The sequence below is a fragment of the Paenibacillus sp. LjRoot153 genome (assembly GCF_964253085.1).
GTDB lineage: Bacteria > Bacillota > Bacilli > Paenibacillales > NBRC-103111 > Paenibacillus_E.
On sequence record NZ_CAXUQH020000001.1, the window covers coordinates 7,145,815 to 7,158,696 of the forward strand.

12 protein-coding genes are annotated in these 12,882 nt (G+C 48.1%); 6 read left to right on the forward strand and 6 right to left on the reverse strand.

What is annotated here, in order from left to right:
* Positions 1 to 7 precede the first annotated feature (7 nt).
* Positions 8 to 1,024: a cytochrome c oxidase subunit II gene (gene coxB, locus ACSQ8P_RS30905; RefSeq protein ID WP_436238685.1), complete on the reverse strand. Its 1,017-nt coding sequence runs from the start codon at positions 1,022 to 1,024 to the stop codon at positions 8 to 10.
* A 278-nt stretch (positions 1,025 to 1,302) separates the two neighbouring features.
* Between coxB and ACSQ8P_RS30910 the strand changes: the two genes are divergently transcribed.
* The 4 genes from ACSQ8P_RS30910 to ACSQ8P_RS30925 all read left to right on the forward strand — a co-directional run bounded on the left by ACSQ8P_RS30910 (position 1,303) and on the right by ACSQ8P_RS30925 (position 6,452).
* On the forward strand, positions 1,303 to 1,998 hold the full coding sequence (locus ACSQ8P_RS30910; protein ID WP_436238686.1) for a YhcN/YlaJ family sporulation lipoprotein: 696 nt from the start codon (positions 1,303 to 1,305) through the stop codon (positions 1,996 to 1,998).
* Positions 1,999 to 2,210: 212 nt separating this feature from the next.
* On the forward strand, positions 2,211 to 4,286 hold the full coding sequence (locus ACSQ8P_RS30915; RefSeq protein WP_436238687.1) for a DEAD/DEAH box helicase: 2,076 nt from the start codon (positions 2,211 to 2,213) through the stop codon (positions 4,284 to 4,286).
* A 153-nt stretch (positions 4,287 to 4,439) separates the two neighbouring features.
* Complete coding sequence (locus tag ACSQ8P_RS30920; RefSeq protein ID WP_436238688.1) at positions 4,440 to 5,027, forward strand: guanylate kinase; 588 nt, start codon at positions 4,440 to 4,442, stop codon at positions 5,025 to 5,027.
* A 285-nt stretch (positions 5,028 to 5,312) separates the two neighbouring features.
* The gene (locus ACSQ8P_RS30925) at positions 5,313 to 6,452 is read left to right on the forward strand and encodes a conserved virulence factor C family protein (RefSeq protein ID WP_436238689.1); all 1,140 of its coding nucleotides are present in this window, start codon (positions 5,313 to 5,315) and stop codon (positions 6,450 to 6,452) included.
* Between the two features lie 88 nt (positions 6,453 to 6,540).
* On the opposite strand, the gene ACSQ8P_RS30930 is transcribed toward ACSQ8P_RS30925, so the two are convergent.
* A complete protein-coding gene (locus tag ACSQ8P_RS30930; protein WP_436238690.1) occupies positions 6,541 to 7,788 on the reverse strand; it encodes a M48 family metallopeptidase in 1,248 nt (415 codons plus the stop codon).
* Between the two features lie 180 nt (positions 7,789 to 7,968).
* Here ACSQ8P_RS30930 and ACSQ8P_RS30935 point away from each other — a divergent pair, with 180 nt between their 5' ends.
* Positions 7,969 to 8,811, forward strand: a complete 843-nt coding sequence (locus ACSQ8P_RS30935; protein WP_436238691.1) for a C39 family peptidase — start codon at positions 7,969 to 7,971, stop codon at positions 8,809 to 8,811.
* A gap of 509 nt (positions 8,812 to 9,320) precedes the next feature.
* Here ACSQ8P_RS30935 and infC read toward each other — a convergent pair.
* Positions 9,321 to 9,806: a translation initiation factor IF-3 gene (infC, locus tag ACSQ8P_RS30940; RefSeq protein WP_436239653.1), complete on the reverse strand. Its 486-nt coding sequence runs from the start codon at positions 9,804 to 9,806 to the stop codon at positions 9,321 to 9,323.
* A gap of 119 nt (positions 9,807 to 9,925) precedes the next feature.
* On the opposite strand from infC, the gene ACSQ8P_RS30945 reads away from it, so the two are divergent.
* Positions 9,926 to 10,234: a hypothetical protein gene (locus ACSQ8P_RS30945; protein ID WP_056608254.1), complete on the forward strand. Its 309-nt coding sequence runs from the start codon at positions 9,926 to 9,928 to the stop codon at positions 10,232 to 10,234.
* Between the two features lie 42 nt (positions 10,235 to 10,276).
* On the opposite strand, the gene ACSQ8P_RS30950 is transcribed toward ACSQ8P_RS30945, so the two are convergent.
* The 3 genes from ACSQ8P_RS30950 to ACSQ8P_RS30960 all read right to left on the reverse strand — a co-directional run bounded on the left by ACSQ8P_RS30950 (position 10,277) and on the right by ACSQ8P_RS30960 (position 12,876).
* Positions 10,277 to 11,308, reverse strand: coding sequence for an LLM class flavin-dependent oxidoreductase (locus ACSQ8P_RS30950; RefSeq protein WP_436238692.1), 1,032 nt, complete (start codon positions 11,306 to 11,308; stop codon positions 10,277 to 10,279).
* Positions 11,309 to 11,440: 132 nt separating this feature from the next.
* On the reverse strand, positions 11,441 to 12,100 hold the full coding sequence (locus ACSQ8P_RS30955) for a class I SAM-dependent methyltransferase (RefSeq protein WP_436238693.1): 660 nt from the start codon (positions 12,098 to 12,100) through the stop codon (positions 11,441 to 11,443).
* 41 nt (positions 12,101 to 12,141) lie between these two features.
* Entirely contained in the window at positions 12,142 to 12,876 is a 735-nt protein-coding gene (locus tag ACSQ8P_RS30960) for a phosphatase PAP2 family protein (RefSeq protein ID WP_436238694.1), read from the reverse strand.
* Between the last annotated feature and the right edge of the window lie 6 nt (positions 12,877 to 12,882).

The following is a 12,882-nucleotide window of genomic DNA, read 5'->3' on the forward strand; positions in this document are numbered from 1 at the left end:
CAAGAGTTTATTTCAATGTTTGTAAGTACGTAACAATATCTTTAATTTGAGCGTCATCAAGTTTACCGTTAGCTTCTTTACCGAAAGCTGGCATTTTATTGCCCGGTTTCAGATCTTGCGGATTATGTATCCACGATGCTAAGTTCTCAGGTGTCTTCTCTAGGATACCTGCAAGTGTGTCGCGATCTGCGAAGCCTTTAAGGTTAGGTGCAACCCCTGGACCGCTAGCATTAACAGCATGACAAGACATACAGTTTTCTTTGAAAAGTTCTTCACCCTTTTGTGCAGTTGCCGGCACGGTAGAAGGTGCTTTCATTTTCGCAACCCAAGCATTAAAGTCTGCTTCAGATTTAGCCGCAACGGTAAAGTTCATCAAAGCATGTGAAGCTCCACAAAGCTCTGTACATCTACCTTGGAAAGTTGCGATTTCATCCGCTTGCAAGTAAAGCGTATTACGGATACCTGGGTTCGTATCAACTTTACCACCTAGGGATGGGACCCAGAAAGCATGAGCAACGTCAGCAGAAACGACATCAAAAGCAATGATTTTGTCCTTAGGAATCACGAGCTGTTGAGCTGTTGCGATACCAAGGTCTGGATATTCAAACTGCCACCAGAACTGATGCGCAGTGACTTTCACATGGATAGCGTCTTTGTTCTTATTGTAGTTCTCGGAGTGTTTGAACGTGTAGGACACTGTTGGCACCGCAAGTACTAACAGCAAGAGAATTGGAATTACCGTCCAGATAATCTCCAAAACATGACTTCCTTCGACTTGTTTCGGTATGCTTTCGTCGCCTTTACGCTTGCGAAAGCGAACTAAAACGTACACATAAATCGCAAATACGACAATTACGACAAAAATCATGATAAAGAGACTTAATTTCATTAAATAAAGCTGCTCCGTCGCCACAGGACCTTTTGGCACTAAAGCAGATAAGGTTGGGTCTCCGCACCCAGTTAGCATGAACGTCATCACCGCTATAAGGGGTAGCAGACGCCAGAACTTTTTCAATTGACTCATTGTATCAACCCCACTTTTAAAACAATATTTTTACCACGAAGGCCATGCCCATGTCAATTCACTTTAATAACTATAAATTCGTGAAAACTTTTTGTCAATCGCTGTAGGAGAGTTCACAAATTGTTCTTAAACAGCGTCTGTAGCGATATATTTCCCTTCATGGTTATTTCCATACACCCACCTCTTTATGCATAAAAGCCTTTATTTGTGAACACGAATAATTAGACAGAAACATCTCATCCTATAGACAATAAATCGCATTGGGAGGTCTGTTAATTATGTTCAGGAAGTTAGGTTTTCCGATTTGTGGAATCATATTCCTCCTACTTATATTATCCGCATGTGGCTCTAGCGGAAAAGAGTACAGAGGCAATCCTAATAACTCCACTAGCTCGAATTATGGCGCTCATGTCGAAAAAGCTGATCAAAATGAAAGAGCCTATCAAGTACAACAGCTCTCCGGTCCAGTGACACACGACAATACCAAGCTGGAATACAGTCAATATCTTTCGGATCAATTGCACACTATGGATGGGGTTAATACGGCTTTTGTCATGATTACGAATCAGAATGCTTATGTCGCTTTAATGATGGATAGCAGTGCGGTAGGTACAAAGGGCTTGACCAAAGAAACGAATAATCAAGGAACGAATAAGGGCTTCTACAACGATGATAATCCCTACGATGACTCGTTACCGGCTAATGATTTGAATAAAGGTTACAATAGTTACGAAACGGCCATTCATCATGATTTACTTTCTCATCCATTTAAACAGGCCATTGCTGAGAAGCTTCGGGTGCTTAAACCAGATCTAATGGACGTTTACATTTCAGCGAATCGAGATTTCCTTAATAAAATGAATAGCTTCGCTCAGGAAAGTTGGAAAGGCAATTCGCTTATGCCACTTCTAACCGACTTCAATCAGACAGTGACACGTGTGTTTGGAACGGCACAATCACTACCCCATGACTAGATAGATTAGGGCTCGCCTCCTATTAGAAGCTTTCCCATGTAATAGGAGGTCTTGCTCTGTCATTTGGAGCACACCCAGCAATGTAAAACTTCTATTAATAAAGTAGTTTATTTCTGCTTGTGGGTCGGCTCCTGTTTTCATTTGTCTTTCATTCCTGTACAATGAGGGAATCGTCTTTACTAAGAAGGAAAAAGGGAGCTGGCCAATTACCCATGTCAAATGGATTTGCCTCATTAGGTATTAGAGAACAATTAGTTCAAGTTTTGCAAAATCAAGGTGTCGTAGAACCGACCCCCATTCAACGAGAAGCGATTCCTGTATTGTTAAAAGGTTCGGACGTTATCGCACAAGCTCAAACAGGTACAGGTAAAACCCTTGCCTTTGTACTTCCTATATTAGAAACAATTGATGTAGAAAGCTCGGATGTTCAAGCGCTTATTCTTACCCCTACTCGTGAGTTAGCGATTCAAATCAGCAATGAGTTGAAAACCCTAGTTCCGATTACTGGCGCAAAGGTTCTTGCTGCTTATGGCGGGCAAGATGTAGAAAAACAGCTTAGAAAGCTTCAAGGCAACATACATATAGTAGTAGGAACACCGGGAAGATTGCTTGATCATCTCCGCCGCGGTTCTATCAACTTCTATAAATTGAAAATACTTGTATTAGATGAAGCGGATCAAATGCTGCACATGGGCTTCTTACACGAAGTCAAAGATATCATTGCGCAAACATCACCTTACCGCCAAACGCTGCTCTTCTCTGCAACAATGCCCGAACAGGTCATCAATCTGTCTAAGGCTTATATGAAGGAAGCAAAAGAAATTAAAATCCAAAGTAAACAAGTCACTTTGACTGAAATTCAACAGGTGCTTGTTCCAACGACTGATCGTGATAAACAGGACGCTCTGATTGCAGCAATCAAACAATATAGGCCTTATCTTGCGATGATTTTCTGTCGGACCAAAGCCAAAGCGATTGCGCTCAATGAAACGCTGCAAGAAATCGGTTTGATGTCCGATGAGCTGCACGGTGACTTGTCTCAAGCGAAGCGTGAACAAGTGATGAAGCGTTTCAGAGAAGGACGCATTGAGCTCTTGGTCGCTACCGATATCGCTGCTCGTGGTTTAGATGTGGAAGGCGTAACGCATATCTTCAACTATGATGTACCTCAAGATGCTGAAAGCTACATTCATCGGATTGGTAGAACGGGTCGTGCCGGTGAGTCAGGCGTTGCTGTGACTTTCGCAACGCAACGTGATATGCCAACGATTGAACTTATCGAAAAAGGCATCAAAATGTCATTGCGCGGTGCTGATGGACAGCAAAGACGTGTTGTTCGTTCCAAAACAGAAGATTACATCGAGCAAGATGGCAGAGGGTCTGCAAGAAAAGGTGGAGCTGGCACTTCTTCACGCGGTGGCAGACGTAATGACCGCACTGGTGCACCAGAACAACGCAGCGGCGGACGTGCGGGAAGACCTGGAGCACGCGAATTGCGCGGTGATCGTTCGAATGTACAGTACGGCGAACGGAATTCAGGGTTTGGTGCCAAAGGCGACAAATTCGGAGCGCGCGGCGGTTCTGCTGGCGCAAAACGCACAGGCGAAAGACCGGCTAAAGTGAACTCGGAGCGTAGTCCGAATACATGGGGCCGCGCAACGGTTGTCCACGAATCGGCAACTACGAATTCGGCTCCAGCACGCGGAACGAACATGGGCGCTGCGAAAGCACGCGTAACAGGTTCCTATAATGGCGGTGGTGGTGAAGGTACGGAACGCAAGCGTTCAGCTCCACATGGCGATAAGTCCTACTCGCCATACAACAAGTATGCTGGCGCAGGTCGTGATGACGCGGCTAGCGCGTCTCGCAACATTCGCGGAGGCAAAGGCCGTGGCGATGGTGCTGCACGCGGTGCTGCTCCTCGCGGCGAGGGCTTCGGCGCTCGCACAGGCAGCGCTCCTCGCGGCGAGGGCTTTGGCGCTCGCACAGGCGGCGCTCCTCGCGGCGAGGGCTTTGGCGCTCGCACAAGCAGCGCTCCTCGCGGCGAAGGCTTTGGCGCTCGCACAGGCGGCGCTCCTCGCGGCGAGGGCTTTGGCGCTCGCACAAGCGGCGCAGCTCGCGGACGAAGTGATGAGCGTGGCGCGCGCAGCGCGGCACCTCGCGGCGACAGCTTCGGCTCACGCGGCGGTGCTCCGCGCGGTGACAGACCAAGCGGTCCGCGAGGCGGGCAAGGTGGCGCTCGTGGAACTGCGCCAAGAGGCACTCGCGGCGGTGGCAGCAAACGCTAGGCTGATGAAGCGATTTCATGCAAGTCTTTACCGATGAAGCCTTACGATGTAAACTATAGATATGGTTTATTCAGATTCTATTTGATAAAAATCGTTTCAACCCGTGCTCGCACGTAGGATTTACCCCCCATCCAATCAAAGGAGGTATGTTCCATGTACGCATTAAAGGATAAGGAAATGATTTTTGTATTCACTGGCCCACACGGGGCAGGCCGAAAAACCGTTGCGGAAATGTCCGGCTCCACGCTGGGGATGAAACAAGTGATTTCGTACACCACACGACCTCCGAAAGCAACAGAGGAAGATGGTCAAGATTATCATTTCATCTCACCCGCTCAATTTGTTCAAGCACAAGCTGGCGGCGAATTCATTGAAGTTAGTACTGTGAATGACCATCTATATGGCATCAAAAGCTCAGATATTGAGTTCATGTTCCAACAAAGCGGCAGCATCTACTTGATCTTGAACCGCTTCGGTGCCGAAACGCTCAAAAAGCTATATGGCGACCGTGTCGTCCAAATCTTCATTTATGCCCAAAGGGACACACTTGAAGAGAGGATGAAGGAAAGCGGAGATTCCGAAGAAATCGCCTCTAAATATTTGTCTGACTACGAAAATGAATTAGCCTACCGTGACCACTGTGATCATGTTTTTGAAAATGTGGACTTGGCTCATACGGTATTTGATCTTACTAAAACATTGGATCACTATTTAAATCGTAATCTAGTTGACTTAGACTAGAAGCGCGTATTCAAAAATCCGGTTTTCAGCACCGAGAAGATTGAAAGAAGCTAGGAAATGAGGAGCGGAGCGTAGTGAATGCTACGTGAGCACCGGAATTTCCGGGTGAATTCAATATTCGATGTCGAATACGCTTCTTGAACTACTTCGTGATCAAAAGTGGATTTTCTGAACAGCCACTAGATGCCGAAATAAGGCCTGGACGGTCCCCCGTCCGGGCCTTTTCATCTAACCAAAGAACGGCGAAGTCGTGATGGGTCCGTTCCTACTAAGGAGTTGAACGTAATGAAAATCATTTCCATCGAACCTACACCCAGCCCCAACTCCATGAAACTCAATATGGATGAGTCCTTGCCTGCCGGTGTGCGAGAAACGTATACAAAAAAGAATCTAATTGGTGCTCCCGAGGAAGTGCAGAAGCTGCTTGCTGTGCCCGGCGTTATCAGTGTGTTTCACGCAGCCGACTTCATCGCGGTAGACCGCAGCTCTAAGGGTGACTGGCAGTTCATCCTGGCGCAGGCGCGCGAGATTTATGGTGAAGCTCAGGGGGCGTCTGGCGCTGGATTGCCTACCGAGCAGCCTGCTGCTGACGCCGCCTTTGGCGAGGCGCAGGTGCTCGTACAGATGTTTCGCGGTATTCCGCTCCAGGTGCGGGTGCGCGCAGGCTCAGAAGAAGCGCGCGTGGCTATGCCGGAGCGCTTCACTCAGGCCGCGGTCCGCGCAGGTACGGCATCGCCGAACCTGATCAAAGAGCGGAAGCTCGAGGAGCTCGGCGTCCGATACGGCGAGCTGTCGGACATCGCGGGCGAAGTCGTCCAGGAACTGGACGCTTCTTACGACGATGCCCGCGTGGAAGAACTGGTCTCCCGCGCGATGCAGGAGACCACAGATGCCCCTGTGGAGGAAGCCGCCACAGGAGATCTTGTCGCAGCCGCAGAGCAGCTGCGGCACAGCGATTGGAAGCTGCGCTACGCCGCGCTTCAGAAGATCCAGCCGTCGCTTGAGACGCTGCCGCTTCTCGTCCATGCCTTGCAGGACGAAAACACGTCGCTTCGGCGACTGGCCACGGTGTACCTCGGGGATATCAAGGAACCCGAGGTATTGCCCTATCTGTATCGTGCCCTCGAGGACGATACAGCTTCTGTTCGTCGGACGGCAGGTGATACACTGTCCGATCTTGGTGACCCCGCCGCCATGCCGGCGATGGCCAAGGCGCTCAAGGACCGCAACAAGCTGGTCCGTTGGCGCGCGGCGCGCTTCCTTTACGAAGTCGGGGACCACACGGTGCTTCCGGACCTGAAGCAAGCTGCAGACGACCCCGAGTTCGAGGTACGGATGCAGGTAAAGATTGCCCTCGAGCGTATCGAAGGCGGTCATGCGGCTGAAGGCTCTGTCTGGCAGCAAATGACACGCAGAAATGATTAACCCTATAAATTAAAAAGCACGAATGCCTACTCCCCTAAGTGGAAGATTGGCATTCGTGCTTTTTTTCGATTTTGCCTACTAAACTCCCTTACTTCTTAAACTGCTCAAAATACATAATTCTCTCCTCGATCGTCGGGTGAGAACCCCGGAACCATTGCACCAGCTTAGGTTGTGTAACTGGGCTGAGATTTTCTTTGGCGATATGTTGAAAAGCCCGAATGGCTGCATCCCCATCCCCCGTCATTTTCATCGCGTAGACGTCTGCTCGGTGCTCGATTACCCTTGAGAACGCGTTTTGTGCTGGTGATGACAGGAAGCTCATCAACGAGATGAGCAGCAGAAGAATTGGTAATGCCGCTAAGTCACTTTCCCCTCGCATGCCCCAAAGCGAGCCCCAGCGTTTTAATATTAGACGGTACGTATGGAAAGCCAACCAAAAGCCAACGAAGCTTAGCGCGACACCATAGGCAATCCCCCAATAGATATGTCGTTCTACGTAATGCCCCATCTCATGCGCCATCACTGTTAGGATTTCATCTGGCTGCAATTTATTCAAAATGGTATCCCACAGCACAATACGCGCGTTCCCGCCGATCCCATTAACATAGGCGTTAATGGCATTCGTCCTCTCTGACATGTTGACCTCATAAACCTGATCAGTCGGGATGTGCGATTTGGCAGCAAGATCAAGAATTTGCGTCTTCAGTTCCTGATTTTGTAGTGGCTGGAACTGATTGTACAACGGGTCCAGTACCACAGGTTGAATAAACGTAACGAATAAGATTAAAGGGATTGAAATCAACCACAGCCATACCCACCACCGCTTAGGACTCCACTTACTGATCCATCTGAAAATCCCTACCATGACTACCGTGCCTACGATATCAATGAGAAAGGTTTTGACATAATCCTTTAGAAAAAGGAGAGGCGTCTCATTGGAGATGCCATAGGCTTGGTCGATTTTGAACAGGAATACATCAATGGGTAGGAACAGCACGTCCATGACGAGCGTAAAAAGTACCACAAATAGGAGCATTTGCAGGAAAGAAGCTCGGAATACTTTCTCCGCGAGTTGACGGAAGCTGACGGCTATGCCGAATAAGGCAACGGTCACACCCATTTTTAATGGAGTGCTTAAAAAGAAGGTTAGCGAATGAATCCTTGAAAGTGATTCTGCTTTAGTAATTTCCGCATGGGTCATGAATGTATTCGGATCAGCAACAGATCCAACTAGCGTCAAAGGGATTTGAAATAAATCCCCTTTCAAGAAATATAAAATCACAACAACGGCATAACAAACAAAAGCAGCTGTACACCACAAATAGAAACGTTTCATCCCATGCCTCCACGGTCATCTTGACAGGCTCATCTTTTATAGAGATTAATAGCTTGTTTACCTAGTCTATGCGAGCAAGGCTGTAGCGTATGTGTCTCAAGGCATATTTTGGATGTCATGTCTTGCATTCTCTAGCCACCCATGATGTAATGAGAACATTGATAGGAACGGACGTGCTACATGAAGAAATTGAAATTGCTCACACTTCTATTACTGGCTGTGGCCAGCTTTACACTTATTCTACTCGTAAAATCAAATTCCCCTGATGGGAAACAACTCCTCACGTTATCCGTTCAAGCTGGAGAAGTTCCAGATCCGTATTTTGCAGGAGAAGCCGCAACGGAAATCGCATCCCCCATTGAAGCTGTCGTAGCCGAGGCAGAATCCACAACTAACCAGACATCAACCGATGAAGCCCCTACTCTCACTAAGCATCATGTTCAAATACAAGCGATTCCCGCGCTTTCGCAACTCCCCGAGCTGCCAAATGGTTGTGAAGCTGTCGCTGCGACGATGCTGCTGAATTGGGCTGGGCTGCCAATAACGAAGGAAGAAGTGGCTCATGCTCTCCCCACGGGAGATATGCCCTACGTGAATGAATTCGGTGCCTTTGTGGGTGCCAATCCCAAAGATGTTTTCGTTGGCGATCCTTTTGATATCGGCTATGGGATTTATCATACCCCAGTTGCTAAGCTGATGAATCAGTGGTTACCTGGTCACGTTCGCGATCTGACAGGAACCTCCTTCGAGGATTTGCTTGGCGTCATTGCCAAAGGCAGTCCTGCCATGATTTGGGCAACTGAGCATATGGATAGCCCTTATTTTGACTTGGAGTGGGAGGATGAGACGGGTGAGCTTGTCCCGTGGTATCAGCCCGAACATGCCTTGTTACTAACTGGCTGGGATGATGATTATGCTTATATGAACGATCCGATGACTGGTGAACAAGAGGCCTTTCCACTCGCTCCCTTCAAAGAAGTATGGGAATTCATGGGTTCCCAGGCAATCACGATCATCGGATAGAGAGCAAAAAGCTTGTCCAGTGCCCCCATATGACTATTGATAACGTGGCATCTGCCTGGCTATTAACCATAATCATCACCAACGCATCGCTAATGCCACCGTCAAACCAAGCAACCTTTTACCTCTTACCCCTTGCGTCCTCAAAATAACTGGATAAAGTACATCTAATTTCGTTCATTCTCAGAATTAACCATTAGATGGAATTTATGTATTTAATTTTCTTTTGTTACACTTTTTCGGCTATAATCTCCAGATTAAATGGAGTTTTTCCAGGTATTTGCTTAAACTCGTTAAATACCAAGAAATTAACTGTACTTTCTACATTTAATCACTGCAGCTAGCGTCTGGGGTGATTAGGTTACTTAGGTAGCCACGGGGGCTAGTACAGCCTAGTTAATTTAAATAGCGTTAGCAAACTTCTTGCCTACTCCATTCTCCCCATAACATACATTCACCACTAACCCCACCAAAAAAGCATGGACTTCCCTAGGGGTTGTCCATGCTTTTTTTTACAAAGGATCCAGCTGAACAGCAGCTTGCTTGCCACTCAGCTGAATGCCGGTATGCTTCTTGCCGTGGGAGCCAAGCTCCTTCACCAGCGTTTCTAGCAATTCCTTGGCTTTCGCACCTTCCTTGCCGGAGATCTTAACGACCAGAAGGACGGCGTCCCCGCCCTTCAAAATGCGCTCAGCTTGCTGACGCTTCGTCTCGAGATCATGATCCTCGATATTCGCCGTCAAGCGAATCTCCTTGACCTTCGGGCCTTGCTCTTGCTTCCGGGCCTGCTGCTTTTCCTGCAAAGCCTCCTGTTTGGCTGCACCCGCTCCAATCAACTTGCAAGGAGGCGGGCTGCTCATGAGCGAGGTGCAGACGAGGTCTACTTTTAACTTTTTGGCAAGAAGAAGCGCGTCTTTCGTGGACATTACGCCTAAATCCTCACCCTGCAGCCCCGTAACCTGAACCTCGGAAGCTTTGATTTTCTCATTCTTAATAATCATTGTGAATACACCTAATCTTTCGCTATAATGAACCCATCCACCCGTAGGTGGATAGAGGTTGGCTTAGTTTTAACGCGTGTTGCAATAAGGTTGTATAAGGAGCTGTCTGTTACCCGATGAATAATAAACAATTAGAAGAACAAATGATCGAAAATTACAAACGTGAAGAGCATATGATGATTTTGGTTTTTGCACAGTGGTGTATTAACCATGGTCTGGACCCAGCAGCACTATATCATAGCGCCTATCCAGACCAGCCGAATAATGAAGCGCTTGAGAAAGCTCTTGAACTAACGGTGCCGAAAGAGGAAGCTGGCGAGGTACCGGATGACACTTTACTTGGCGTTCTTTCCCTCTTTGGCAATGAAGAGCTGGCGTTCATTGTGACGCAAGAAATCGATAAGCGACCGAAGCGCACGCGCTAGGCAATCGATTATCCGATCAGGCCAGCGAACCCCTCGCACTGCCTAGATCACGTAACTGTGCTGATAGCTTAGCTCAAAAGCTTCCGCCAACAACTCCACGGTCCGCAGTCTTGTTTCCACTTGGTGTCCACCAGCGACGACCATAACTTCGTCGACACCATAGCTTTCAGCGAGTCGTAGGATTTGTTCCCTGACCTGGCCAGGATTTCCCACGATCATCCGCGAGCGATTGTCTCGCACACGGGTTTGATCCCAATCGGAATAGGTATATTCCGCTGCTTCCTTCGGCGATTTCACTCCGGTGAACTCGCCTTTTTCCATTTGCAGAATGCGCAAATCGATCGAGGTCGCGAGCTCCTCCGCCTCATCTGTCGTTTCGGCGCACAGCACATAAATACACACCGTCGCCTGCGGTACGACATTCAAGGCGGACGGCTGGAACGAGCTGCGGTAGCTTCGCACCGCATGCTGACCTCCCGCGCCGTTGATGAAGTGCGCGAAGCAGAACGCTGCGCCTGCCTGCGACGCATACACCCCGCTCTGCCCGGTGGAGCCGAGCAGCCACACCTGAGGCATCGAGGCCACCAAAGGGGTGGCGCGGATGCCCTCGAACACGTGCCCAGGTTCCACCGTGTCGGTGAGGAACCGCAGCAAATCCGTGACTTGCGCGGGGAACCGCTCAAGTCCCTCGAACAGATCGGCGCTGACGCCACGCAGCGCCTTGGCCGTATGCGGCGTGCCGCCAGGTGCACGCCCGATACCTAGGTCGATGCGCCCCGGATAGAGCGCCTCGAGCATACGGAAGTTCTCAGCGACCTTGTAGGCGCTGTAGTGAGGAAGCAGCACGCCGCCAGAACCAAGCCGAATGCGGCTTGTGCGAGCAGCTAGCGTGGATAAGAGTACCTCTGGAGAAGAACCTGCTAGCCCTGCTGAATTATGGTGCTCTGACACCCAGAATCGGGTGTAGCCGAGTCGGTCAGCGAGCTGTGCCAGCGCAATCGTTTGTTGTAATGCCTCACTATGGGTAAAGCCGGATGATACCGGTGACTGATCAAGAATACTTAGCTTTAGCATAGGCATCCCTTCTTTCTGATTCTTCTGCTAATGATGACATTGATAATTATACAACGCTCGGCTCACAAAAGAAAAAAGGACAAACCGAAGTGGCGTTGTCCTGTGAGATGAGTAATTACCGTGTTCGTGATTTTAAACGCATATTTTTTCAAGTACAAATCGAATGCACCATAAGTCCCTGCCATAATAGTCAGAAGTAATCGCATTAACTGGCTTCGTAAAGTCATGATCTCCGACCAATTGTAACCCCGAATCCGCAATCAAACTTAAAAAGCTTTCAACATCTACATCCGGATAATCAACGGTAATAATCAATTTTCCGTCATCTTTCAAAACTCGCTTAAACTCTTGCAGGGAACGAAGCTGCACCTCTGTGTCGTCGATATGCTCCATGACAGAAATACAGAAGGCTACATCGAACTTAGCATCTTCATACGGCAACTTTGAAATGTCAGAAACAGCGAATTTGGGAATACTTAAAGTGGGCAGGTTAATTTGATCTATATTCTCTTTCCCAATATAATATTCCAGCTCTTTGATAATTTCGTTTGTATCTAATATGCGTTCATCCATGTCGCAAGCGTACACTTCTTTACATCTGTCTGCTAGATAATACTTAAAGGGATGGCCCAAGCCACATGCAGCATCTAGAACAATGTCACCTTTTTCAACAAAATGGGAGGCCCAGATGTACTCGTAATGTCTACTCCACCAATGATCAGGCAACCGATAGAATATGTCTTGATTCTTGGTATCTTCATAAGTAAAAAATCGAGATGTATCTATAGCCATACCCATTCCCCCGTGATATCGTTTTTATGTGTAGTTATTTATTACATATTCTCCAAGATTGTGAATTTCCCTTTCTTGGTAGATCTCATGACTTTCCTGCGCCTAATCGTACGAATTGCATGCATGCAGCCGATAAGTCCGAGACCGCCAGCCGTGTAGCCAGCCACCACATCACTTGGATAATGCACGCCGAGGTAAATACGACTAAGCCCGATACATAGAATGACTAGGATAGCGAATGTTGGTATCAACCAAGCCGCTCTCCACGATTGACGTACATTTACCCATAACAAATAGGCAAGCAATCCATAGAAGAGTATCGATACCATCGCGTGACCGCTGGGAAAGCTGAAACCATCCACCTCCACTAACCATCCCTCTGCAGATGGACGATCGCGCTCAACGAGCTTTTTCAAGCCTGTATTTAATAGCCATGCGCCAAGTACGCCAAAGAATAAGACAAGGGTTTCCCACTTATGCTTGAATTTAAAATACAATAGTCCAGCTACTAGAAAAAAGAGAATAAATTCCGTCGAACCGCTTCCCATAAATGTGAAAACTTTTGCAACAGAGGTCCACAGATCACCTCTCATCTCCTGAATGTAACCGCCTACATGTTGATCAAAAGCTTGCAGCCATTTCGCCGAAAAGCTCTGTGACAACACAATAAAAATAAGGAGCAGAGCACCTGCTCCCCCTATACTCCAGATCAAATCGCTTGCAACCACTTTCCCTTTCATCTCTTCCATGCCTCCCACGGCGAATTGTTTATTCATTCCTAC